Annotated in this window: 18 protein-coding genes and 2 tRNA genes; 14 read left to right on the plus strand and 6 right to left on the minus strand. The window is 65.8% G+C overall.

Annotated features, from left to right (window positions below; translation table 11 throughout):
* Window positions 1-60 precede the first annotated feature (60 nt).
* Window positions 61-1,707: an acyl-CoA synthetase gene (locus CA2_RS06065; RefSeq protein WP_042413903.1), complete on the minus strand. Its 1,647-nt coding sequence runs from the start codon at window positions 1,705-1,707 to the stop codon at window positions 61-63.
* Between the two features lie 325 nt (window positions 1,708-2,032).
* Between CA2_RS06065 and CA2_RS06070 the strand changes: the two genes are divergently transcribed.
* Window positions 2,033-3,049: a cytochrome-c peroxidase gene (locus tag CA2_RS06070; RefSeq protein ID WP_042413906.1), complete on the plus strand. Its 1,017-nt coding sequence runs from the start codon at window positions 2,033-2,035 to the stop codon at window positions 3,047-3,049.
* A 112-nt stretch (window positions 3,050-3,161) separates the two neighbouring features.
* Window positions 3,162-3,617 (plus strand): Fur family transcriptional regulator, encoded by a 456-nt coding sequence (locus CA2_RS06075; protein WP_042413909.1) that lies wholly within the window; start codon window positions 3,162-3,164, stop codon window positions 3,615-3,617.
* Window positions 3,618-4,034: 417 nt separating this feature from the next.
* Here the strand turns inward: CA2_RS06075 and ppc are convergent, their stop codons facing one another.
* Entirely contained in the window at window positions 4,035-6,893 is a 2,859-nt protein-coding gene (gene ppc / locus CA2_RS06080) for a phosphoenolpyruvate carboxylase (protein ID WP_081888892.1), read from the minus strand.
* 83 nt (window positions 6,894-6,976) lie between these two features.
* On the opposite strand from ppc, the gene hemC reads away from it, so the two are divergent.
* The 6 genes from hemC to galU all read left to right on the plus strand — a co-directional run bounded on the left by hemC (window position 6,977) and on the right by galU (window position 15,133).
* Window positions 6,977-7,912 (plus strand): hydroxymethylbilane synthase, encoded by a 936-nt coding sequence (hemC, locus tag CA2_RS06085; protein WP_042413912.1) that lies wholly within the window; start codon window positions 6,977-6,979, stop codon window positions 7,910-7,912.
* A 9-nt stretch (window positions 7,913-7,921) separates the two neighbouring features.
* Window positions 7,922-8,719 carry a uroporphyrinogen-III synthase gene (locus CA2_RS06090; protein ID WP_042413914.1) on the plus strand — a complete coding sequence of 266 codons (798 nt, stop codon included), beginning with the start codon at window positions 7,922-7,924 and terminating at the stop codon, window positions 8,717-8,719.
* Window positions 8,706-9,797: a uroporphyrinogen-III C-methyltransferase gene (locus CA2_RS06095; protein ID WP_042413916.1), complete on the plus strand. Its 1,092-nt coding sequence runs from the start codon at window positions 8,706-8,708 to the stop codon at window positions 9,795-9,797. Before CA2_RS06090 ends, CA2_RS06095 begins: the two co-directional genes overlap by 14 nt.
* A gap of 24 nt (window positions 9,798-9,821) precedes the next feature.
* The gene (locus CA2_RS06100; RefSeq protein ID WP_042414185.1) at window positions 9,822-11,105 is read left to right on the plus strand and encodes a heme biosynthesis protein HemY; all 1,284 of its coding nucleotides are present in this window, start codon (window positions 9,822-9,824) and stop codon (window positions 11,103-11,105) included.
* A gap of 175 nt (window positions 11,106-11,280) precedes the next feature.
* Window positions 11,281-14,169 carry a valine--tRNA ligase gene (locus tag CA2_RS06105; RefSeq protein WP_042413919.1) on the plus strand — a complete coding sequence of 963 codons (2,889 nt, stop codon included), beginning with the start codon at window positions 11,281-11,283 and terminating at the stop codon, window positions 14,167-14,169.
* A gap of 76 nt (window positions 14,170-14,245) precedes the next feature.
* Window positions 14,246-15,133: a UTP--glucose-1-phosphate uridylyltransferase GalU gene (gene galU / locus CA2_RS06110; protein WP_042413922.1), complete on the plus strand. Its 888-nt coding sequence runs from the start codon at window positions 14,246-14,248 to the stop codon at window positions 15,131-15,133.
* An 86-nt stretch (window positions 15,134-15,219) separates the two neighbouring features.
* Here the strand turns inward: galU and CA2_RS06115 are convergent, their stop codons facing one another.
* The 3 genes from CA2_RS06115 to cysM all read right to left on the minus strand — a co-directional run bounded on the left by CA2_RS06115 (window position 15,220) and on the right by cysM (window position 17,109).
* On the minus strand, window positions 15,220-15,447 hold the full coding sequence (locus CA2_RS06115; RefSeq protein WP_042413925.1) for a sulfurtransferase TusA family protein: 228 nt from the start codon (window positions 15,445-15,447) through the stop codon (window positions 15,220-15,222).
* A gap of 71 nt (window positions 15,448-15,518) precedes the next feature.
* Complete coding sequence (locus CA2_RS06120; RefSeq protein WP_042413927.1) at window positions 15,519-16,130, minus strand: NUDIX domain-containing protein; 612 nt, start codon at window positions 16,128-16,130, stop codon at window positions 15,519-15,521.
* Between the two features lie 70 nt (window positions 16,131-16,200).
* Entirely contained in the window at window positions 16,201-17,109 is a 909-nt protein-coding gene (gene cysM, locus CA2_RS06125; RefSeq protein ID WP_042413931.1) for a cysteine synthase CysM, read from the minus strand.
* A gap of 38 nt (window positions 17,110-17,147) precedes the next feature.
* On the opposite strand from cysM, the gene CA2_RS06130 reads away from it, so the two are divergent.
* Together CA2_RS06130 and CA2_RS06135 are read left to right on the plus strand one after the other, a co-directional pair.
* Window positions 17,148-17,232: transfer RNA gene (locus CA2_RS06130), tRNA-Leu, on the plus strand.
* Window positions 17,233-17,276: 44 nt separating this feature from the next.
* Window positions 17,277-17,353: transfer RNA gene (locus tag CA2_RS06135), tRNA-Met, on the plus strand.
* Window positions 17,354-17,625: 272 nt separating this feature from the next.
* Here the strand turns inward: CA2_RS06135 and CA2_RS06140 are convergent.
* A complete protein-coding gene (locus CA2_RS06140) occupies window positions 17,626-18,852 on the minus strand; it encodes a GGDEF domain-containing protein (protein WP_042413935.1) in 1,227 nt (408 codons plus the stop codon).
* A gap of 828 nt (window positions 18,853-19,680) precedes the next feature.
* Here CA2_RS06140 and CA2_RS06145 point away from each other — a divergent pair.
* The 4 genes from CA2_RS06145 to CA2_RS06160 all read left to right on the plus strand — a co-directional run bounded on the left by CA2_RS06145 (window position 19,681) and on the right by CA2_RS06160 (window position 24,798).
* Window positions 19,681-20,223, plus strand: coding sequence for a MarR family winged helix-turn-helix transcriptional regulator (locus tag CA2_RS06145; RefSeq protein WP_174435602.1), 543 nt, complete (start codon window positions 19,681-19,683; stop codon window positions 20,221-20,223).
* 74 nt (window positions 20,224-20,297) lie between these two features.
* Window positions 20,298-21,773, plus strand: a complete 1,476-nt coding sequence (locus CA2_RS06150) for an efflux transporter outer membrane subunit (protein ID WP_042413938.1) — start codon at window positions 20,298-20,300, stop codon at window positions 21,771-21,773.
* Between the two features lie 166 nt (window positions 21,774-21,939).
* Window positions 21,940-23,187, plus strand: coding sequence for an HlyD family secretion protein (locus CA2_RS06155; protein ID WP_042413941.1), 1,248 nt, complete (start codon window positions 21,940-21,942; stop codon window positions 23,185-23,187).
* Between the two features lie 18 nt (window positions 23,188-23,205).
* On the plus strand, window positions 23,206-24,798 hold the full coding sequence (locus tag CA2_RS06160; RefSeq protein ID WP_042413944.1) for a DHA2 family efflux MFS transporter permease subunit: 1,593 nt from the start codon (window positions 23,206-23,208) through the stop codon (window positions 24,796-24,798).
* Window positions 24,799-25,088: the final 290 nt, after the last annotated feature.

Below are 25,088 nucleotides of genomic sequence, written 5' to 3' on the forward strand. Positions count from 1 at the left end.
AGCATCAAAAACGGCTCCAGCGCTTGCTAGGTATGCGCTGGTAGCTATCAATGCTGAAAATCAGACCACGATGGCACTGGCCGAGCCGACCTGCTTGCGCAGCTCGAACTTCTGGATCTTGCCCGTGCTGGTCTTAGGCAGTTCGCCAAACACCACGGCACGTGGCACTTTGTAGCCGGCCAGGTGCTGCTTGCAGTGGGCCACGATGTCGGCCTCGCTGACCTGGGCGCCCGGCTTGATTTCCAGGAAGGCGCACGGTGTCTCGCCCCACTTGGGGTCGGGCTTGGCCACCACCGCCGCCGCCAGCACGGCGGGGTGGCGGTAGAGCACGTCTTCGACCTCGATCGAGGAGATGTTCTCTCCGCCGGAGATGATGATGTCCTTGCTGCGGTCCTTGATCTGGATGTAGCCGTCGGGGTACTGCACGGCCAGGTCGCCGCTGTGGAACCAGCCGCCGCGGAAGGCATCGTCGGTGGCGCTGGGGTTCTTGAGGTAGCCCTTCATGGCGATGTTGCCGCGGAACATGATCTCGCCCATGGTCTCGCCATCCAGGGGCACGGGCTGCAGGGTCTCGGGGTCCATGACCCGCACTTCGCGCTGCAGGTGGTAGCGCACGCCCTGGCGGGCATTGAGGCGGGCACGCTCGCCAATATCGAGCTGGTCCCAGCGCGCGTGCTTGGCGCAGACGGTGGCGGGACCGTAGGTTTCGGTCAGGCCATAGACGTGGGTCAGGTCGAACCCCATGGCCTCCATGCCTTCGATCATCGAGGCCGGGGGCGCGGCACCGGCCACCATGGCCTTCACCCCGACAGGGATGCCCGCTTTCAGCTCGGCCGGCGCATTCACCAGCAGGGATTGCACGATGGGCGCGCCGCAGTAGTGGGTGACGCCGTGCTCGCGCATGGCGTCAAAGATGGCCTTGGCCTCGACCCGGCGCAGGCAGACATTGACCCCGGCGCGGGCCGCCACGGTCCAGGGGAAGCACCAGCCATTGCAGTGGAACATGGGCAAGGTCCACAGGTACACGCTGTGCTTGGGCATGTCCCACTCCAGCACGTTGCTGATGGCGTTGATGGCCGCACCGCGGTGGTGGTAGACCACACCCTTGGGGTTGCCGGTGGTGCCGCTGGTGTAGTTGAGGGCAATCGCATCCCACTCGTCCTCGGGCAGCTCCCAGGCATAGGCGGCATCGCCCTGGGCCACGAAGTCCTCGTAGCGGACGCTGCCGACCTGCACGGCGGCCTCGCCGTACAGGGCATCGTCCACCTGGATCACCAGGATGGGCTGGGTGCGTTCGCGCAGCTGCAGGGCCTTGGTGATCACCGGCGCGAACTCGGGGTCCACGATCAAGGCCTTGGCTTCGCCGTGGTCCAGCATGAAGGCCAGGGCCTCGGCATCCAGGCGCGTGTTCAAGGTGTTCAGCACCGCCCCGGCCATGGGCACGCCGAAGTGGGCTTCCACCATGGGCGGTGTATTCGGCAGGATCACGGCCACGGTGTCGTTCTTGCCGATCCCGGCCTGGCGCAGGCTGCTGGCCAGCTGGCGGCAGCGCGCATAGGTCTGTGCCCAGGTCTGGCGCAAGTCGCCGTGGATGATGGCCAGGCGCTCGGGATAGACGCTGGCGGTGCGCTCCAGAAAGCTCAGCGGGGTCAGCGCTGCAAAGTTGGCGGCATTGCGATCCAGGTGTTGGTCGAAGGTGCTGGTCATGGCTGTTGTCTCCCTGTGGGTTGTGATTTTTGACGTGGCCGTATGTTGGCATACCGCCGGCCGCACGCATGCTAAGCGTGGACCCCCAGGGTCCGCAAGTCACTTGACAAACCGGCAACGGCCCTAGGTTTGATGCGGCGCAATGTCACAAATTTCAGTATCCAGTGAAATGGGATTGCCATCTGGACTGGGTCTAAGCCAAGTCGTCCATGGGAACACCCTGTGTTCATCCTGAGGTCACACCGCCAGACGGAGCAGATGGCCACGGTCCGCTCGATCCGAGTTGTCCGTGCCTTTGAAAACGACAAGTGCTTTGGAGCCACACATGAAACTCAAACTGCGCCCCCTCGTTGCTGCTGCCATGACCGTTGCAGCCCTGGCATCCGCCGCCACCTGGGCGATGTCCCCCAACAACGAGCCAATCTCTCCCCTGGTCGCCCACAAGGTGACCAACCCCGCGATGGTGGAACTGGGCAAGAAGCTGTGGTTCGATCCACGCCTGTCCAAGTCCGGCTTCATTTCGTGCAACTCCTGCCACAACCTGTCCATGGGCGGCAGCGACAACCTCAAGACCTCGATCGGCCACAACTGGGCCGAAGGCCCCATCAATTCGCCCACGGTGCTGAACTCCAGCCTCAACGTGGCCCAGTTCTGGGATGGCCGTGCCGCCAACCTGAAGGAACAAGCCGGTGGTCCGATTGCCAACCCCATGGAGATGGCATTCACCCACGAGCTGGCGGTGGACATGCTGAACTCCATCCCCGGCTACCTGAGCGAGTTCAAGCAGGTGTTCAAGAAGGACAAGATCGACATCGACCAGGTGACCGATGCGATCGCCGCCTTCGAAGAAACCCTGGTGACCCCCAACTCGCGCTTTGACAAGTGGCTCAAGGGCGACCAGAAGGCGCTGAGCAAGGACGAGCTGGAAGGCTACAAGCTGTTCCGCGACAGTGGCTGTGTGGCCTGCCACAACGGCACGGCCGTGGGCGGCAACTCCTTCCAGCGCATGGGCGTGGTCGAAGCCTACAAGACCAACAACCCCGCCGAAGGCCGCGTGGCGGTCACCGGCACAGATGCCGACCGCTTCAACTTCAAGGTCCCCACCCTGCGCAACGTCGAGCTGACCTACCCCTACTTCCACGACGGTGCGGCGGACACGCTGAGCGAAGCCGTGGACACCATGGGTCGCATTCAGTTGGGCAAGAAGTTCACGCCCCAGGAGAACGCCAAGATCGTGGCCTTCCTGAAGACCCTGACCGGTGATCAGCCCCAGCTGACCATGCCAATCCTGCCGCCCTCCAGCGACAAGACCCCGCGCCCACAGCCCTTCGCTAAAAAGTAAGCACGCCTGGTCCTCGGGACTTTGCGCTGACTTTTGAGCGTGCTTTCATCCGCCAAGGTGCTGCAGCGCCTTGTGCGGATGCCGCTTTTTCAGGTTCTCACCACCCACCGACATGACAGCCCAGCCTCTTTCCACCTCCCTCGCCACCACCCCACACGCACTGGAAGCCCGGCTGCGCAGCGCGGACATCCAGCTAACACGCCAGCGCATGGCGATTGCCCAGGTGCTGCTGCATGCCCCAGTGCACCTGGCGGCCGACGACATCCTGGCCGCAGCACGCAAGCTGCTGCCCAGCCTGTCCCGGGCCACGGTCTACAACACCTTGCCGCTGTTTGTCGAAAAAGGCCTGCTGCGTGCCTTGCGCCTGGATCCCGAGCGCACGGTCTACGACTCCCGCACCGACACGCACTCGCACATCTACCACGAAGACACGGGGACCCTGGAAGACCTGCCGGCCGAAATGCTGCAGTGGCCCAGCATTCCCGACATTCCCCCACACCTGGAGCTGGTCGGTCTGGATCTCATCGTGCGGGTCCGCCAGAAAACCGGGCATCCCCAGCCCCAGTGACGCCATTTTCCCGGGTCAATGACTGACACCCCGGGTGGGGTATTTGCAAAAATACCAATGACGAATCTTGCCATTCAATAATTTCAGAAATCTATTAACCATTTAAAAATCAACCACTTAAAACAAAAATACATCTCTCAAAGAATGCCTTTTATCACCAAAAGAAAACATGTTTTATATAAGACATCTTTTACGAAAAAATGGCCTTTCTGCTGACAGACTGCCATTTCATTCCTACAATCCATCCCATCGCCACACACAGTGCGGCGAGACAAACAAATGAGGAATGCTCTGGGACTCACCAGAGCGGAGGAGGCCAGGCCTGCATCACTGATGCAGGCCTTTTTTCTTGGGCCACGTAAAAAACTCCAACCAGCACACTGGTTGGAGTTTTTCAAGGGTGCTCGACGTCGAGAATCAGCCCGTGTTGCGCAAGCCGGCTGCGATCCCGTTGATGGAGATATGGATGCCGTTTTTCAGGCGCTCATCCACCTGGCCGGCACGCCAGCGCCGCACCAGTTCCACTTGCAGATGGTGCAGCGGGTCGATGTACGGGAAACGGTGGCGAATCGAACGCGCCAGCGCCGGGTTGCTGGCCAAGCGGTCCTTCTCTTCCGTGATGCGCGCCAAGGCATCGGTGGTGCGCAGCCACTCGGCCTCGATGCTGGAGAAGATGCGTTTGCGCAGGCGGGTGTCGGTCACCAGCTCGCTGTAGCGCGATGCCAGGGCCAGATCGCTCTTGGCGATCACCATGTCCATGTTCGACAGCAGCGTGCGGAAAAACGGCCACTGGCGGTACATTTTTTGCAGCAATGCCAGCTGACTGCGTGGATCCGCCCCCTCCAGTTGCACAAAGGCCTCCACCGCAGAACCAAAGCCATACCAGCCTGGCAAGGTCAAGCGGCACTGCCCCCAGCTGAACCCCCAGGGGATGGCACGCAGATCTTCAATCGCCTGCGTGGCTTTGCGCGACGCCGGGCGTGAGCCGATGTTGAGTTCGGCAATCTCACGGATGGGGGTGGAGCCGAAGAAGTAGTCGGCAAACCCCGGGGTCTCGTACACCAGCTTGCGATAGGCCGCCATGCTGGCCTGGGACAGCTGCTCTGCCGCCTGCAGATAGGCCTTGGTGGCCGGCTTGGTGGGCTGCAACAACGTGGCTTCCAGCGTGGCGGCAACCAGGGTTTCCAGGTTGCGCCGGCCGATCTCCGGATTCGCGTACTTGGAGGCGATCACCTCGCCCTGCTCGGTCAGGCGAATCTGGCCGCGCACGGTGCCCGGGGGCTGCGCCAGGATGGCCTGGTAGCTGGGGCCACCGCCGCGACCGACCGTGCCGCCACGGCCATGGAACATGCGCAGCCGCAAGCCATGCTGCTGGCCCAGTTGATCGAACAGCTCCACCAGCGCCAGCTCGGCCTGGTACAGCTCCCAGTTGCTGGTGAAAATGCCGCCATCCTTGTTGCTGTCGCTGTAACCCAGCATGATGTCCTGCACGCCGCCCGAACGCTGCAGCAGCGCGGCCACACCGGGGATGGCGTAGTAGGCCTGCATGATGTCGGCGGCGGCACGCAGATCGCCGATGGTCTCAAACAAGGGCACGACGATCAGATCCAGCCGGGCATCCGACTGGTCCAGGCAGCCCTGCAGCAGGCCCACCTCTTTTTGCAGCAGCAGCACTTCCAGCAGGTCGCTGACCGTTTCGGTGTGGCTGATGATGTAGTGGATGATGGCATCCCGCCCGTAACGGGCACGCATCTCCTTGGCAGCCTCGAAAATCGCCAGTTCGCTGCAGGCCAACTCCGAATACTGACCAGCCACCACACGCAGTGGCCGCGGCTCCTGCAACAAACGCTGCAACAACGCGCACTTGTGGGCCTCATCCAGCTGCGCGTAGTTGGCATCGACCTGGGCCACCGCCAGCAGCTCCGCCACCACCGCCTCGTGCTTGTCCGAGCTTTGGCGCAAATCCACCGTCGACAGGCAGAAACCGAACACCTTCACCGCGCGGATCAAGGGGTTCAGGCGCTGCGCGGCCAGGCTCTCGCCGTGGTGCGCACGCAGGGAATCACCAATCACCAGCAGATCGCTGAGCAGTTCCTCGGCCTGCACATACGGGTTCTGCGGCGCCACGGCATGGCGGGCTGCTTGCCCCCCGGTCAGGTGCTCCAGCGTTGCGGCCAGGCGCGCATAAATGCCGGTCAAGGCACGGCGATAAGGTTCGTCCTGACGGTGGGGATTGCTGTCCGGGGAGGCATTGGCCAGTGCCCGCATCGCCGCCGACACGTCCACCAGGCGTGCCGACATGGACAGCTCGGCCCCCAGGTAGTGCACCTCGGTCAGGTAGTGGCGCAACACCACTTCGCTTTGGCGGCACAGCGCCAGCTTCAGTGTGTCGGCCGTGACATTCGGGTTGCCATCGCGATCCCCGCCAATCCACTGCCCCATGCGCAGAAAGCTGTGGATGGAACGCCCTTCCAGGGCCTCCTCCAGGGCTGCGTAGATCCTGGGCACTTCGCGCAGGAAGGTGGCCTCGTAATAGCTCAGTGCATTTTCGATTTCATCGGCCACCGTAAGCTTGGAATACCGCAGCAAGCGCGTCATCCACAGCTGCGCCACGCGGGCGCGCAGCATGGCTTCATTGGCCGCCAGCTCACGCGGGCTGAGCGCATCCTTGGCGCTGTTGAACAGCTGGGCACGGGCCTGGATGTCATCACGCTCCACCAGCAGGCGGGCGATGTCGTGCTCGGCCTGCAAGATGCTCTGCCGCTGCACCTCTGTGGGGTGGGCCGTCAGCACCGGGGAAACATAGGCCTGGGCCAGGGTCTGCGCAATCTCATCGGGCGTGATGCCAGCCCAGCGCAGCCGAGACAGCGCCACCTCCACGCTCCCTTCTTGCGTATTGCCGGCACGCTCATGCACCGCCCGGCGGCGGATGTGGTGGCGGTCTTCGGCCAAATTCGCGAGATGGGAAAAGTAGGTGAAGGCACGGATCACGCTGACCGTCTGGTCCGTGCTCAGGCCCTTGAGCAGCTTCTTTAGGGCCTTGTCGGCCTCATGGTCGTGATCGCGGCGAAAGGCCACCGACAGCTGGCGCACCTGCTCGATCAGCTCGTAGACCGCCACCCCCTCCTGCTCGCGGATGATGTCCCCCAGAATGCGTCCCAGCAGCCGGATATCCTCAATCAGCGGCAGATCCTTGTCATTCTTGCGTGCACCCTTGGCTTGCAAAGAGACAGCGTTTTGATCTTGGTCGTTCTTTTGCGCAGCAAGCTTTTTCATGAATACTCCCACCGGTTTCTATGGCAACTTGCCATGCTAGCATCCTCCGTTGATCCGAAGGCACACGCCAAACCACTGAAGTCATGACCCTCGCCACCCCCCTCCCCCCGCTTGTCATCGCCACCCGTGAAAGCCGCCTGGCACTGTGGCAGGCCGAGCATGTCAAGGCCTTGCTGCAAGCCCAGGGGCACCAGGTACAACTGTTGGGCATGACCACCAAGGGCGACCAGATCCTGGACCGCACCCTGTCCAAGGTCGGCGGCAAGGGGCTGTTCGTCAAGGAGCTGGAAGTGGCCCTGGAAGAAGGCACCGCCCACATCGCCGTGCACTCGCTCAAGGACGTGCCCATGGACATGCCCGAGGGCTTTGCCCTGGCGTGCGTGATGGAGCGCGAAGACCCCCGTGACGCCTTCGTATCACCCCGTTACGCCGACCTGGACGCCCTGCCCCAGGGCGCTGTCGTCGGCACGTCCAGCCTGCGCCGCCAAGTGCTGCTGCAGGCGCTGCGCCCCGACCTGAAGATCGAACCCTTGCGCGGCAACCTCGACACCCGCCTGCGCAAGCTGGACGAAGGCCAGTACGACGCCATCGTTCTCGCCGCGGCAGGCCTGAAGCGCCTCGGCATGACCGATCGCATCCGCAGCATCTTCGAACCCACCGCCATGCTGCCCGCCGCGGGCCAGGGCGCCCTGGGCATCGAGATTCGCACCGACCGCCAGGACCTGGCGCAGGCGCTGGCACCGCTGGTCCACCTGCCAACCTGGCTGCGCGTGGCTGCCGAGCGTGCCGTCAGCCGCGGCATGGGGGGCAGCTGTTCGGTCCCCCTGGCCGCCCACGCCGTGCTGGACGCGGGCCTGATGCGTCTGGATGCTGCCTGGGGTGACCCCGAAGGCATCCTGCCCCTGGTGCAGGTGCAACAAACCGCACCGGTTTCCACGCTGGAACAGGCCGAGGCCCTGGGTACGGACGTGGCACGCCGCCTGCAGGCGGGCGGTGCCAAGGTCTGCACCAACGCCTAGCACAGCCGGATGCTGCCGCTGCTCGTTGTCACCCGCCCGCAACCGGATGCCACCCTGTGGGCACAGCAGCTGCAGGCGGCCGGCGTACCCAGCCATTGTCTGCCCCTGATGGAAATTGGCCCCAGCCGCAGTCCCGCGGCCCAGGCAGCGTTGGCCTGCGCACTGCAACAGCTGGACACCTACAGCGCCCTGATGTTCGTCAGCGGCAATGCCGTGCGCTATTTCGCCGACCAGCTGCAAACCACGCACCGTGTCTGGCCTGCCCAGGCGCGCATCTGGACCCCCGGCCCCGGCACCACCAAGGCCCTGCTGGCAGTCGGCGTGCCCCTGGCACAGATCGACCAGCCTGCGGCCGATGCCGCGCAGTTTGACTCCGAATCCCTGTGGGCCCAGATCCAGACCCAGGTCCGCACCGGCCAGCGCGTGCTGATCGTGCGTGGTGGCGACGGGCAGGATGCCGCGGGCCGTGGCCGGGTCTGGCTGACCGAGCAGTTGCAGCGCCAGGGGGTGCAGGTGGACTTTGCCCCGGTGTATGAGCGCCACCCCCCCGCCGATGGCGCGGCCTTGCTGCAGGACATCGCCGCGTTGCGCGCGCAGAATGCCCTCTGGTTGTTCAGCAGCTCCGAATGTGTGCAACATTTGCGACGGAGCAACCCCGCATGGTCCTGGCAAGCGCACACCGCCCTGGCCACCCATCCGCGGATTGCCCAGCAAGCACGCGACGCGGGTTTCGGCACCGTGATCGACACACCGCCCACCGTGCAAGGCATTGTGGCCTCGATAAAATCATTGCATGACCTCCCCTGACAGCGCCCCCATTGCCTCGCAGGCCGTACCGTTTGAAAAACCCGGCGTTCCCCACGCCGCCACGCCGGCCTGGGCGTGGCTGTCCCTGGTGGTCGGCGCCACCGGCCTGGGCTGCAGCCTGATGCTCTGGCAGAAAGTCGATGGCATGCAGGAACAGCTGGCCCGGCAGACGGCCGAGGCCACCACCCAGGCCGTCGAGGCCCGCGCCCTGGCGCGCGAGTCGCAGGACCTGGTGCGGGATGCCAGCGCCAAGCTGTCGGTGATGGAAGCCCGTGTGAACGAGGTCAGCCTGCAGCGCGGCCAGTTGGATACGCTGGTGCAAAACCTCACCCGCTCGCGCGACGAAACCCTGGTGGTGGATCTGGAGTCGGCCATCCGCATGGCCCAGCAACAGGCCCAGCTGACAGGCAGCACGGAGCCCCTGGTGGCCGCCCTGCACCACAGCATCAAGCGCCTGGAGCGCTCCACCCAGCCACGCCTGATCACCGTGCAGCAAGCCATGGAACGGGATCTGGAGCGCCTGTCCCGAACCGCAGTCACCGACACCGCCAGCCTGCTGGCCCGCCTGGACGATGTGGTGCGCCTGGTCGATGACCTGCACGTGCAAAACAGCGCCCCCCTGCAGGACACCCAGCGGCAACCCGAACGCAAGGCGCCGCAGCCGCAGGCCGCGCAAGATGCCACCGTCACCCCCGCGCAGTGGGCATGGTGGAGCAACTGGGGCCACAGAATCTGGCAGGGCACGCGCGATGAAGCCCGCGACCTGCTGCGCGTGAGCCGCATCGAACACGCCGATGCCATGCTGATGGCGCCCGAGCAAGCCTTCTTCCTGCGCGAGAACCTCAAGCTCAAGCTGCTGAACGCCCGCCTGGCCGTGCTGGCGCGCCAGTTCGATGCGGCCCGCGCCGACATCGGTGCGGCCCAGGCCTCGCTGAACAAGTACTTCGAGGTCGGATCGCGCCGCACCCACCAGGCCCAATCGGTCCTGGCCCAGCTGCAGACGCATTTGCAAGCCACCCAACAACCGTCGCTGGAAGACACGCTGACCACGCTGTCCACCGCAGCGACCGGGCTGTAAGCGCGCGAAAGGACCCCCACCATGATGCGCGCAGCACTTTGGTTTGTCGGCCTGTTCGCCGTGGCCGTCGCACTGGCTTTGTTCGCTGGCAACAACCAGGGCATGGTCAGCCTGTTCTGGCACCCGTACCGGGTGGACCTGTCGCTCAACATGGTGCTGCTGCTGCTGTTCACCGTGTTCGCCCTGGCCTATGCGGCCTTGCGGGCCTTCTCGGCCCTGGTCATGCTGCCCCACCAGGCCAAGCGCTGGCGCCAGCAACAAAAGGAACGCAACCTCTACCAGGCGCTGGTGGCCAGCTTCTCGCACCTGCAGGCGGGCCGCTATGTGCGAGCGCGCAAGTCGGCGCAGACCCTGCTCAAGCTCAGCGACGAGCTGCGCCACGAGGACGCGCACTTCGCCCAGGACAGCCACCTGCGGGCAATCGCCCACATGCTGGCCGCCGACAGCGCCCATGCCCTGCGCGATGTGGCGGCGCGCGACAGCCATTACGATCAGGCGCTGGACGATGTGCCGCTCAACGGCAGCCTACAGCAGCAGGAAATCCGCGAAGGCGCCCAGATGCGTGCCGCGCGCTGGGCCCTGGATGACCGCGATCCCCAGGAAGCCCTGCAGCGCCTTGAGCAGCTCCCCCCCGGCGCCAGCCGCCGCACCATGGCCTTGCGCATCCAGCTCAAGGCCAGCCGCCTGGCGCATGCCACGCACTCCGCCCTAGAAACCGCCCGCCTGCTGGCCAAGCACGGCGGCCTGTCCCCCGAAGCGGCCGCCAGCATCATCCGCGGCCTGGTGATCGAACAGATCCAGCACACCCATGATGCCGAGCAACTGCAACAGACCTGGCGCAGCCTGCACCCGGCCGACCGCGACGCGCCCGACATCGCCCTGGCCGCCGCTCGCAAGCTGGTGGAACTGCAAGGCGATGCCCAGCAAGCGCGCAGCTGGCTGCTGCCGGTGCTGGAGCAGTTCATCCAGTCGCCCCAGTCCCTGACCAGCACGCAGGCCCTGCGCCTGTTCACCGTCCTGCCCCAGGCGCTGGACGGGCTGGACGCCACCTGGCTGGCCCGGCTGGAAACGGCCCACCGCGCAGCGCCCCAGGAGCCCCGGCTGCAATACCTGGCCGGTATGGCCTGCATGGAGCAGCAGCTGTGGGGCAAGGGCGAGCAATTGCTGCAAGGCGCGGTCCAGCGCCTGGACGACGCCCCGCTGCGCGCACGGGCCTGGACGGCACTGGCCGTTCTGGCCGAACAGCGCGAGGACAGCCAGGCTGCGGCCCACGCCTGGCGCCAGGCAGCCTTGCAAAACCAGCGATAACCATAGCTGCCAGCGCTTGCTGCACCTGCGTCCAACGCCAATTTGGCTGCAAACCATGCCCCGCCTGCCCGCTGGCAGAGCATGGCCGGTAAAATCCCACCCAATCCGTCCTTTCAACTAACAGCTTACAGACGGCATCCACCCGCCGGATGCCGTTTTCATTTGCGAATCCGCCATGAGTGAATCCATTGCCCAGCCGGGCCTGAACAGCCTGTCCAAATCCTTTGAACCTGCCGCGCTGGAAGCCCACTGGGGCCCCGAGTGGGAAAAGCGCGGCTATGGCAACGCAGGCTACCGCGGCACGGGTGCGCCCGGTGCCGAGGCCACCGCGGCAGGCCACAACTTCGCCATCCAGCTGCCCCCCCCCAATGTGACCGGCACGCTGCACATGGGCCACGCGTTCAACCAGACCATCATGGACTCGCTGACGCGCTACCACCGCATGAAGGGCTACAACACGGCCTGGATACCCGGCACCGACCATGCCGGCATCGCCACCCAGATCGTGGTGGAGCGCCAGCTGCAGACCCAGGGCGTGAGCCGTTATGACCTGGGCCGCGACGCCTTCACTCAGAAGATCTGGGAGTGGAAGGAAAAGTCCGGCAACACCATCACTACGCAGATGCGCCGCATGGGCGACACCGTGGACTGGAGCCGCGAATACTTCACCATGGACGACAAGCTGTCCCAGGTGGTGACCGAGACCTTTGTGAAGCTGTACCAGCAAGGCCTGATCTACCGCGGCAAGCGCCTGGTGAACTGGGACCCGGTGCTGCAATCGGCCGTGTCCGACCTGGAAGTGGAAAACCAGGAAAAGGACGGATCGCTCTGGCACATCGCCTACCCGCTGAGCAGCGGTGAAGGCCAACTGGTGGTGGCAACCACCCGCCCCGAAACCATGCTGGGCGACATGGCCGTGATGGTCCACCCCGAAGACGAACGCTACCAGCACCTGATCGGCCAGACCGTGACACTGCCACTGGTGGGTCGCCAGATCCCCATCATTGCCGACGACTACGTAGACCGCGAGTTCGGCACCGGCGTGGTCAAGGTGACACCTGCGCACGACCAGAACGACTACCAGGTGGGCCTGCGCCACAAGCTGCCCATGATCTGCGTGCTGACGCTGACCGCCACCATCAACGACGAGGCGCCCGAAAAATACCGCGGCATGGACCGCTTCGTGGCCCGCAAGGCCATCGTCGCCGACCTGGAAGCCCTGGGCCTGATGGTCGAGATCAAGAAGCACAAGCTGATGGTGCCCATCTGCGACCGGACCGGCCAGGTGATTGAGCCCATGCTGACCGACCAGTGGTTCATCGCCATGAGCAAGGTCAGCGACCAGGACCCCACCGGCAAGTCCATTGCGCAAAAGGCCATCGATGCCGTGGCCTCTGGCGAAGTGCAGTTTGTGCCCGAGAACTGGGTCAACACCTACAACCAGTGGATGAACAACATCCAGGACTGGTGCATCTCGCGCCAGCTGTGGTGGGGCCACCAGATTCCGGCCTGGTACGACGAAGAAGGCAACCTCTACGTCGCCAAGAACGAAGCCGAAGCCCAGGCCCAGGCCCCCGGCAAGACCCTCACGCGCGACCCGGACGTGCTGGACACCTGGTACTCGTCCGCCATGGTGCCGTTCTCCACCATGGGCTGGCCCAACCAGACCGACAAGGCCGATGACGACTACAACCTCTACCTGCCCTCGTCGGTGCTGGTGACGGGCTACGACATCATCTTCTTCTGGGTGGCCCGCATGATCATGATGACCACGCACTTCACCGGTCGCGTGCCGTTCAAGCATGTCTACATCCACGGCCTGGTGCGCGATGCCCAGGGCAAGAAGATGTCCAAGTCCGAAGGCAATGTGCTGGACCCGGTCGACCTGATCGACGGCATTGCCCTGGAGCCCCTGCTGGACAAGCGCACCACCGGCCTGCGCAAGCCCGAAACCGCGCCCCAGGTGCGCAAGAACACGCAAAAGGAATTCCCCGAAGGCATTCCCGCCTACGGTGCCGACGCGCTGCGCTTCACCTTTGCCGCCCTGGCCTCGCTGGGTCGCTCCATCAACTTCGACAGCAAGCGCTGCGAGGGCTACCGCAACTTCTGCAACAAGCTGTGGAACGCCAGCCGCTTTGTGCTGATGAACTGCGAAGGCTACGACTGCGGCTTGCAGGACCACACCGCAGCCGACTGCGCCGGTGGCTACCTGCAGTTCAGCCAGCCAGACCGCTGGATCGTGTCGCAGCTGCAAAAGGTCGAGGCCGAAGTGGCCAAGGGCTTTGCCGAGTACCGCCTGGACAACGTGGCCAACGCCATCTACGACTTTGTCTGGAACGAGTTCTGCGACTGGTACCTGGAAATCGCCAAGGTGCAGATCCAGACCGGCAACGCGGCCCAGCAGCGCGCCACGCGCCGCACGCTGATCCGCACGCTGGAGACCATCCTGCGCCTGGCCCACCCCATCATCCCCTTCGTCACCGAAGAGCTGTGGCAGAAGGTGGCGCCCGTGGCTGGCCGTGCCGGCGACTCCATCGCCGTGGTGGCCTACCCCGAGGCCCAGCCCGAAAAGATCGACGAAGCCGCCATCGCCTACGTGGGCCGCATCAAGCAGATGGTCGACGCCTGCCGCACCCTGCGCGGCGAGATGGGGGTCTCCCCCGCCCAGCGCCTGCCGCTGCTGGCCCAGGGCGACAGCGCCGAGGCCGCCGACTTCCTGCGCGCCAATGCCGACGTGCTGAAGAACCTGGCCAAGCTCAGCGAAGTCAAGGTCTTCGACCACGAAGCCACCTGGCAGGCCGAAGCCCAGTCCGCCCCCGTGTCCGTGGTGGGTGATGCCCGCCTGGCGCTGTTCGTGGAAATCGACGTGGCTGCCGAGAAGGCCCGCCTGTCGAAGGAAGCCCTGCGCCTGGAAGGTGAAATCGCCAAGGCCAACGGCAAACTGAGCAACGAAGCCTTCTGCGCCAAGGCCCCCGCCGCCGTGCTGGAACAGGAAAAGAAGCGCGTGGCGGAATTTGGCGCCACCCTGGCCCGCATTCAGGAGCAACTGGCCCGCCTGGGCTGATATGCTTTCTCGCTGAGCAACCCAAGGCGCAGGTAACTGCGCCTTTTTGCCATCCAGAACTCGAAAAGGAATTTGCATGTCCCACCCCACCCGCGTCCGCAAAGCCGTGTTCCCCGTGGCCGGCCTGGGCACCCGCTTTCTGCCGGCCACCAAGGCTTCGCCCAAGGAGATGCTGCCCGTGGTGGACAAGCCGCTGATCCAGTACGCCGTGGAAGAAGCCTATGAGGCCGGCATCCGCGACATGATCTTTGTCACCGGGCGCAGCAAGCGCGCCATCGAAGACCACTTCGACACCGCCTACGAGCTGGAGAACGAGCTGGAGAACGCCGGCAAGCACGCCATGCTGGACCTGGTGCGCAGCATTGCCCCGGCCGACATGAACTGCCTGTTCGTGCGCCAGCCTCGCAGCCTGGGCCTGGGCCACGCCGTGCTGTGTGCCGAGCCGCTGGTGGGCCAGGAGGCCTTTGCCGTCATCCTGGCCGACGACCTGATGCGCGGCACCCAAGGCGGCCCAGGCGTGATGAAGCAGATGGTGGATGCGTTTGCCAAGCAGGGCCGCTCGCTGCTGGCTGTGCAAGAGGTGCCGCTGGAGCACACCAGGCGCTACGGCATCGTCAAGGGCGAGCCGGCCGGTGGCCCGCTGCTGCGCATCGACGAGATCGTGGAAAAGCCCGCCCCCGAGAAGGCCCCCTCACGCATGGGCGTGGCCGGCCGTTACGTGCTGACGCCGCGCATCTTTGACGAAATCCGCAACCAGCCCCAGGGCGTGGGTGGCGAGATCCAGCTGACCGATGCCATCGAGCGCCTGATGGCGCACGAGACCGTCTACGCCTTCCAGTACGCAGGCAAGCGCTACGACTGCGGCAGCAAGGAAGGTTTCCTGGAAGCCACGGTGGAGCTGGCCCTGCAGCACCCCGACGTGGGCGCGCATTTCCGCGAGTACTTGAAAAATCTGAGCATCTGACGCGCGACCATCCTGCGCTTCCAACACAAAAGGCCTGCAAATGCAGGCCTTTTGTGCGCTAACAGCTATGCAATTTCAAGATCGCATCAGCGGCGGCGCAGGATGTGGATGTACTCACCGCCCACCGTGTCCTGCTGCACCAGCTCGTTGCCGGTCTGCTTGGCAAAGGCCTGGAAGTCGCGCAGCGAACCGTTGTCGGTGGCCACCACCTTGAGCAACTGGCCGCTGACCATCTCCGCCAGCGCCTTCTTGGCCTTCAGGATGGGCAAGGGGCAGTTCAGGCCCCGGGTGTCGATTTCCTTGTGGATGTCCATGGCGTGTGTTCCTGTAACAAGCGGTCATTGTAGGCAGCCGCACCGCGCAGCGCCGCAACTGTGGTTTTGACTCACCATTGCGGGGGCAGCACGAAGCGCTCGTCGTGGCTCCAGTGCTGCAGGGGCCACTTGGCCGGATCCGGCTCCGGCGACTGGTTGGGCCTGAACGCGCCAAACTGCGGCTCCAGCCCCTTGCTGCGCACCCAGTGCGCCAAAGCGTAGCCTGTGCCCGATGGCCAGCAACGCGCCTCCTGCGGCGTTTTCCATTGGTACTCCACCAGTTCCGGCGAAAGCTTGACCTCGCCATCCACGCGCACGTGGTAGGCAATCAGCACCTGGTTCATGCGCAGGAATTCCCACGAGCCCAGGATGCGCAGCGCCTTGACGCGCAGGCTGGTTTCTTCCTGCACCTCGCGGCAGATGCCGGCCTCGGGCGACTCACCCGCCTCCATGAAGCCGGTGATCAGGCCGAACATGCCCTCCTGCCACAGCGCATTGCGCGCCAGCAGCACCTGCCCGTCATCGTTTTCCACCACGGCCGCCAACACCGGCGTCGGGTTGCCCCAGTGCGTCCAGTCGCACGCCGGGCAGCGCAGCCGCTCCTTCAGTCCCCCATCCTCCTGCTGCGCCACCCGCTGCAGGGTGGTGGCACAACTGGGGCAAAAACGCATTTCATGGCTCATCAGGCCCTACCTTCCGTGCACACAGAGCAAAAAAGGCCGCTGGGATGCGGCCTGGGTCCCGGTCCATCGCTCAGGCGGGGAACACACCCGTCGACAGATAGCGATCGCCGCGGTCGCAGACGATGAACACAATGGTGGCATTGCGCTCGCGCTTGGCAATCTCCTGCGCGACCCAGCAGGCCCCGGCGGCCGAGATGCCGGCAAAGATGCCTTCCTCGCGCGCCATGCGGCGGCACATGTCCTCGGCGTCGTCCTGGCTCACGTAGACCAGCTCGTCCACCAGGGAGGCGTCGTAGATCTTGGGCAGGTATTCCTCGGGCCACTTGCGGATGCCGGGAATGCGCGAACCTTCCGAAGGCTGGGCACCAATGATCTTGACGTTGGGGTTCTTTTCCTTGAGGAACTTGGCCACGCCGGTGATGGTGCCGGTCGTGCCCATGGCGCTGACGAAGTGCGTCACCTCGCCAAAGGTCTGCGCCCAGATCTCGGGGCCCGTGGTCTCGTAGTGCGCGCGGGGGTTGTCTTCATTCGCAAACTGGTCCAGCACCACGCCCTTGCCTTGCGCCACCATCTGGTCGGCCAGGTCGCGCGCATATTCCATGCCGCCGCTCTTGGGCGTCAGGATCAGCTCGGCCCCGTAGGCCTTCATGGTCTGGGCGCGTTCGATCGACAAGTCCTCGGGCATGATCAGCACCATGCGGTAGCCCTTGATGGCCGCCGCCATGGCCAGGGCAATGCCGGTGTTGCCCGACGTGGCCTCGATCAGCGTGTCGCCGGGCCGGATCTCGCCGCGCTCCTGCGCGCGCTGGATCATGGACAGCGCGGGGCGGTCCTTCACCGAACCGGCCGGGTTGTTCCCTTCCAGCTTGCCCAACACCACATTTCCACGCTCTGCATTTGCGGCTGCCTCGATGCGCTGCAAGGCCACCAGCGGGGTGGAACCAATGGCAGCTTCGATGGAGAGATATTTGTTTTGCATTCCATAAATGTGCCATAATTCGCGTCTGCGCTGATGACGCCCGGGTGGTGAAATTGGTAGACGCAGGGGACTCAAAATCCCCCGCCGCAAGGCGTGCCGGTTCGATTCCGGCCCCGGGCACCACAACACAGTTTGTATGCCACGTCATCACGCACATCCAGAATTACCGCGAGGTGGAGCAGTCTGGTAGCTCGTTGGGCTCATAACCCAAAGGTCGTTGGTTCAAATCCAGCCCTCGCAACCAACCCCAAAAAAAGGCTTGACGCACTGCGCCAAGCCTTTTTTGTTGCGGCCTCAAGTTGCGCATTTGGCATCTTCCGGTTTGGCACTGGCAGCCCATACCCTACCCACGCCAAACAGCAGGGCCACTTCACCAAATGTGCAGGCGCACAGCCCCACCAAAAACCATCTTCGCGCTGGGCTTACCCGTCGGGGACCTCCTGCCCCTGGCGACCAAACTGGCTGCGACCTTGGACGGACCTGGATGGCCGTGCCACATGCAGGCACTGGGGGTGGCTACTCGACGGCGTCCGTCTGCCACGCCGCAGAGGCATTCAACGCCGCAAGCAAAGCCTGGTCATGGGGGTTGAGTGCAACCTCCACCCGATTGCGCCCAGCTGCCTTGCCACGGTACAAGGCGGCATCGGCTTCGCGCATTGCGCCGTCCAGGGCCTGGGCCCCCACGAAGGCGGGCGACACCCCCACCGTGATCGTGCAGCGCAGCGGCTGCCCAGTGCCCTCGACCGGAATGGCCTGGCGCTCCATCGCCCCGCGCAAGCGCTCCGCCAGATGCACCACGCCCACCGCATCGGCATCCAGGCAGATAGCCGCAAACTCTTCACCCCCGATCCGGCCGGCCAGATCACCGCGACGCACGGTGGCCTGCAGCACCTGCGCCACATGGCACAAGACCGCATCACCCGCCTGGTGGCCATAGGTGTCGTTGATGTGCTTGAAGTGATCGACGTCGATCAGCAACAGGTGCGCAGCCCCTGCATGGCGGGCATTGAAGTGCTGCTTCAGCGCATCGGTCAATCCCCGGCGATTGAGCAGCTGTGTCATCGGGTCCCGCGCCGCCTGGTGGCGCAGCTCATCGGTCAACCGCCGCAGCACCAGCCAGACGATGGACGGCGGCAGCACCGTGGCCAGAAAGGACATGTAGATGTAGAACACCAGCTGGAAATTGGCGTCCATCTGCAGCGCCACCAGTCCGCCCTGCAGCAGCTTGAGGAACTTGATGGCATTGAGCAGGCTAATACCGCTGATCAAGGCCGCAAAAAACACCATCTCCGCGTACAAATCCTTGGCAAAGGTGCGCACCCCATAGACCACGGTACTGGCCATGACCAAGAACAGCAGGGCTGACATGCCAGACAGCATGGCATAGCGCGCCACCGGCCCCAAGCTCCACTGCACCAGCACCTGCAGGCTGGTGTAGGCCACGACCACGGCAAGCAACGGTCGCCACAAGGGTACGGCATGTCCAAAAAAACGCATGGCCCCCAGCCAGAACACCACGGGCGACGCGAGCGTGAACGTATGGTTGACCACGCTCATCACGCTCCAGGCCGGGCCGCCTTCCAGCAGTTGCAGCACGTAGGCCAGTCCCAGCAGCAAGTTGCCCACGGCGAAAAAGTCCATGCCCATCGTCTTGCCGTGCAAGCGCTTGCTGATGAGCAGAAACATCACGGCAAAGCACAACAGGTGTGCGCACAGCATGCCAACGAGAATGGGTGCAACCATGGGGATGGAAAGAATGTAAACAGAGCGGCTGCACGGCAGCACCACGGCTGTGCCGCGCCCCACCACAGGCCGCGCAGCCATGCCGCCCACGACGCACGCAGTCCGCGGGCTTTCGTAACAGAACGTGTGAGTGTAATGACCTACACCTGGATTGCCAGCCCGGCTGGCGCTGCCAAGGGAGATGGCAGTGCCCAGGGCCTGGAACTGGAGCCACGCCCGCGGGGCTGGCCCCCTGAGCACACCGACCTTGCGCTGATACCACCTTTGCACAACCCAAGGCCGCGACCTCTACCGCCCGTGTCACGCGCCGAGGCTTGCAAGCCATACCCACACGCCGCACGGCGTCCCCCACGGACACGCCCTCGCGTGCCCAACAGCGCCACCACGGCCAGCTTAATCACCTGACCCGCCAAGCTCTGGCAGACCAAGAATCGCCGCGCATCCCAGCCCAGACCAAGCACGACGGTGACGACGCCCGTACTGCTGCGTATCCGCCGTGCGCAAGGGAACACGCCTTTCTCAAAACCAGGTTGCGCCACGACCGGCCATGGGTCCGGCTACCGCGGCGCCCCCGCCAATGGGCCACAGCGTCTGTATGGGTGGAGTGCAGCAACCCGGTCCATGGCAGCACCAAACCAACGACAACGGCGACCCACAAGAAGCAGCGAAGCCTGCGCGCCCTGGGCCGCGCGCCTGAATCCATCCCGCCAAAAACCCTGCCCGCAGTAGTTGCAAAAACGGGGCTGCACGGGTCCGCAAGACAGCGTGGGCTGGCTTGATTAATAATTGACGCTTCAATCATTGATCAATCAAGTATTGACACGACAAGTGCACAAACAACCCGACCTCATCGTCGATCCGGGCGACACGGCCACCTTCTTCTACCAAAGTGGCACCTACACCCCGGACCAGAGCATCGGCTTTCTGATGCGCCGCGTGCTCAGTTCCATCCTGCAGGCGGCCGATGCCCAGCTGGCCGAGCAGGGCCTGACCTATGTGCAATGGCTGCCGCTGTACAAGCTGCTGCTGTGTGCCGACACCAACAGCAGCACGCTGGCCAAGGACCTGGGCATGGACCCGGCCTCGGTGACGCGCGCGCTGGACCGCATCGAGGCCAAGGGCCTGCTGCGCCGCGAGCGCTCCACCACCGACCGGCGCGTGGTGCACCTGGTGCTGACCGATGCCGGCCGCCACGTGGCCACCCAGGTGCCCCAGGTGCTGACGCGGGTGCTCAACGGTCACCTGCAGGGCTTCAGCCATGCCGAGTGCACGCTGATGCTGAGCCTGCTGCAGCGCATGCTGGCCAACGGCGATGCCCTGCGCGACGCCTGGCACCCATCCAAGGAGGCCCGCCCCGACCCCAGCCCCTGATCCTGCGTGCGACACCGCGCCGCACGCCGCAGCGTGTTCTGCCCCCATTTCAATAAAAACCACAGGCACTTTTCATGACGTTTTTCACCCTTCCCACACCCGTGGTGCGCCCTGCCCTGGGTGCGGCCACCGCCCTGGCGGCAGCCCTGGTCCTGGCGGGCTGCGCCTCCCAAGGCCCGGCCCACACCCCGTTGACCACCCTGGCTGCCACCGATCTGGGACTGGACGCGCCCGCCGCCGCTGCGGCCGACGCCACTGCGCTGACCACGCCCACCTGGTGGACCGCCCTGGGCGACGCCCAGCTGGACCAGCTGGTCGCCCAGGCCCTGGCGGGCCACCCCAGCCTGGCCGCCAGCCAGGCGCGCCTGGACAAGGCGCTGGCCCTGGCCGCGGCCAGCAGCACCGCCACCGACGTACACGGCACGCTCAGTGCCGATGCCACGCGCCAGCGCTACACCGCCCACGGCATGGTGCCCGCGCCGATTGCCGGCCACACCTACAACAGCGGCAACCTGCAGGCTGGCCTGTCCTGGTCGCCCGACCTCTTCGGCAAGCACGCCGCCGAGCTGCAGGCCGCCCTGGGCCAGGCCCGTGCGGCCCAGGCCGACCGTGCCGCCGCCGCCACGCAGCTGGCCACCCAGGTGGCGCGCAACTATGTGGCCCTGGCCCGCCTGCTGGCCCAGCGCGAGGTGGCCGCGCGCACGCTGGCCCAACGCCAGTCGCTGCTGGAGCTGAGCGCCCAGCGCACCCAGGCCGGCCTGGACAGCCAGGTGGAGCTGACCCAGGCCCAGGCCGCCATGCCCGACGCGCGCACCCAGCTGGAAATGCTGGACGAGCAGATCACCCTGGCGCGCCGCACCATCGCCGTGCTGTGCGCCCAGGCGCCGGACGCCCAGCAGGCGCTGAGACCGCGCCTGTCGGCGCTGCACATGCAGGCCGTGCCCGACGTGCTGGGCGCCGACCTGCTGGGCCGCCGCCCCGACGTGGTCGCGGCCCGCTGGCGCGTGGAAGCGGCCACCCACGGCATCGACGTGGCCAAGGCCGACTTCTACCCGGACGTGAACCTCAGCGCCTTCATCGGTCTGAACGCCCTGGGGCTGGACCAGCTGTTCCAGGCCAGCTCGCGCCAGATCGGCGTTACGCCCGCGCTGCGCCTGCCGATCTTTGACGGCCCGCGCCTGCGTGCCCAGCTGCGCGGCACCCAGGCCGACCTGGACGCCGCCATTGCCCAGTACAACGGCACGGTGCTGGATGCCGTCAAGCAGGCCGGCGATGCCATCACCTCTGTGCAGTCGCTGCAGCGCCAGCACGTGCTGCAGCAAGAGGCCCTGGCCAAGGCCGAACGCGCCTACGACTTTGCCGTGCAGCGCTACCAGGCCGGGCTGGGCAACCAGATCAGCGTGCTGAACACCGAGAGCCAGCTCATCGCCCAGCGCCGCCTGGCCGTGGACCTGCAGGCGCGCGCGCTGGACACGCGCATCGCCCTGGCCGCCGCCCTGGGCGGTGGCTGGAGCGACGACACACCCCAGCTGCAGCCCCGCCCCCACTGAGACCACCGCCCCAGCTTTCTTGAAATTCATAGCTGGTCGCGCTTGCCTTGCTTAGTTTTCTTGCACCAAACGTCTTGAAACCAAATCAACACCAGCGCTGACAGCTCTTTTTTTAAACGGCCGCAAAACCATGTCTTCCACACCCGATAACAAAGCGCCCACCCCCATGACCGACAGCAGCAAGACCCCCAGCACCTCCTCCGCCAACCCCGCCGGCCGCCGCAAGGGCCTGACCCTGGTCGCCACCGCCGTGGCCGTGGCCGCTGTCGCCTGGGGCGGCTGGCACTGGGTGGTGGCCAGCCGCTACCAAACCACGGACAACGCCTACGTCGCCGGCAACGTGGTGCAGATCACGCCCCAGGTGGGCGGCACCGTGCTGAGCATTGGCGCCGACGACACCGACTACGTCCGCGCCGGCCAGGTGCTGGTGCAACTGGACCCCGCCGACTACCTGGTGCAGCTGGCCCAGGCCGAATCGCAACTGGCCCAGACCGCGCGCCAGACCCGCACGCTGTACGCCAACAACGCCCCCCTGGCCGCCCAGGTGGCGCAGCGCGAGGCCGACCTGCAGCGCCTGAAGGCCGATGCCGCCAAGGCGCGCGACGACGTGGAACGCCGCCGCTCCCTGACCGCCACCGGCGCCGTGGGCAAGGAAGAGTTCGAGCACGCCCAAGCCGTGTTCACCGCTGCCAGCAATGCCGTCAGCGCCGCCGACGCCGCCGTGCGTGCCGCCAAGGCCCAGCTGGCCGCGGCCGAGGCCCAGACCCAGGGCAGCACGGCCGAGGACTTCCCCGCCGTCATGGCCGCCGCCGCCAAAGTGCGCGAGGCCTACCTGGCGCTGCAGCGCACGCGCCTGGTGGCGCCCGTGGACGGCTACGTGGCCAAGCGCGGCGTGCAGCTGGGCCAGCGCGTGGCCGCCGGCGCCCCGCTGATGACCGTGGTCGACCTGCACCACCTGTGGGTGGACGCCAACTTCAAGGAAAGCCAGCTGGCCGACCTGCGCATGGGCCAGAAGGTGGCGCTGACCGCCGACGTCTATGGCGACAAGACCACCTACGAAGGCCAGGTCGTGGGCCTGGGCGCCGGCACCGGCGCGGCCTTCTCGCTGCTGCCGGCGCAGAACGCCACCGGCAACTGGATCAAGGTGGTGCAGCGCGTGCCTGTGCGCATCAGCCTGGCGCCCGAAGCCCTGCAGCAGCACCCGCTGCGCGTGGGCCTGTCCATGGACGTGAAGGTCGACATCCGCGACCAGGATGGCCTGGCCCTGGCGAACGCACCACGCACCGCGCCCGTGGCCCAGACCACGGTCTACGACGGCACGCTGGCCCAGGCCGATGCCCGCATCGCGCGCCTGATCGCCGGTGAGCGCCTGCCCGCGCTGAAGACCGTGGCCGATGCCCAGGTCGCCCCCTAAAGCCGCCGGGAACCTGCCATGACTTCCACCGCTTCCGCCCCCAACGGGGCGGCCCGCACCGGTCCACCACCGGTCGTGCCGCTCAAGGGCGCCCAACTGGCCCTGGGCACGCTGGCCCTGTCGCTGGCCACCTTCATGAACGTGCTGGACTCGTCCATCGCCAACGTGGCCATCCCGGCCATCTCGGGCGATGTCGGGGTCAGCCCCAGCCAGGGCACCTGGGTCATCACCAGCTTTGGTGTGGCCAACGCCATCTCCGTGCCGCTGACCGGCTGGCTGACGCAGCGCTTCGGCGCCGTGCGCCTGTTCACCATGAGCGTGCTGCTGTTCGTGCTGACCTCCTGGCTGTGCGGCTTCGCCTCGTCGCTGGAGATGCTGGTGCTGTTCCGCGTGCTGCAAGGCGCCGTGGCCGGCCCCATGATCCCGCTGTCGCAGACCCTGCTGCTGTCCAGCTACCCGCCGTCCAAGGCCGGCACGGCCCTGGCCCTGTGGGGCGTGACCACGCTGGTGGCGCCCGTGGTCGGGCCGCTGCTGGGGGGCTGGATCACGGACAACATCTCCTGGCCCTGGATCTTCTACATCAACGTGCCCGTGGGCCTGCTGTCGGCGCTGATGACCTGGAGCATCTACCGCCACCGCGAGACGCCCACGCGCAAGCTGCCCATCGACACCGTGGGCCTGTCCCTGCTGGTGCTGTGGGTGGGCGCGCTGCAGCTGATGCTGGACAAGGGCAAGGAGCTGGACTGGTTCGCCTCCGGCGAGATCATCGCCTTCACCGTGATCGCCGTGGTGGCCTTTGCCGTCTTCGTGGTCTGGGAGCTGACCGACGCCCACCCGGTGGTGGACCTGCGCCTGTTCAAGCGCCGCAACTTCGCGGCCGGCTCGATGGCGCTGTCCATCGCCTACGGCGTGTTCTTCGGCAACGTGGTGCTGCTGCCGCTGTGGCTGCAGCAGTGGATGGGCTACACCTCCACCGCCGCCGGCCTGGCGCTGGCGCCCGTGGGGCTGCTGGCCATCGTGCTGACGCCACTGGTGGGGCGCAAGGTCGGTGTCTGGGACCCGCGCAAGATGGCGACCGGCGCCTTCATCGTGTTCGCCCTGGTGCTGTGGATGCGCTCGCAGTTCACGGTGGAGACGGACTTCCGCCACATCCTGGTGCCCACGCTGATCCAGGGCGCGGCCATGGCCTTCTTCTTCATCCCGCTGACCACCATCACGCTCAGCGGGCTGACGCCGGACCGCATTCCGGCCGCGGCCGGCCTGTCCAACTTCGTGCGCATCACGGCCGGGGCCATGGGCACGTCGATCGCCACCACGCTGTGGGAAAGCCGCGCCGCCATGCACCACGCGCACCTGACGGAGCTGCTGGTGCAGGGCCAGGGCGCGTTCGCCACCACCGTGCAGCAGCTGCAGGCGGCGGGCATGAGCGCCGAGCAGGCCTATGCCCAGATCAACCGCCTGATCGACCAGCAGGCCTTCACGCGCGCGGCGGACGACATCTTCCTGGCCTCGTCCTTCCTGTTCCTGAGCCTGATCGTGCTGATCTGGTTCACGCAGCGACCCAAGGCCCACGGCGGGGGCGGTGCGGACGCCGCTGCGGGTGCACACTGAGCCGCACCCACCACCGCACAGGGCGACCCGACCGGGTCGCCCTTTTTTTGTTCTAGACCTGGCAAGGGCCACCGTCCCCAAGCCCCCGCACCTGGCGCCCCCACGCACCAACGCAGAGGCCCCAAAGCAACGCACCGCACCCCACGCACGTGCCGCACAGCGCCCCCGCAAGGATGCGTACACGCCCTCATCGCCGCCTGCATGGGGGGCACGGGCCTGGCGTGCCACGGCCAGGCCACGGACTCCGCAGAGAGTACCCCCATCGGCAGCCAGCGCTCTCTGGCATTGCG

The organism is Comamonas aquatica NBRC 14918 (genome assembly GCF_000739875.1).
Taxonomy (GTDB): domain Bacteria; phylum Pseudomonadota; class Gammaproteobacteria; order Burkholderiales; family Burkholderiaceae_C; genus Comamonas; species Comamonas aquatica.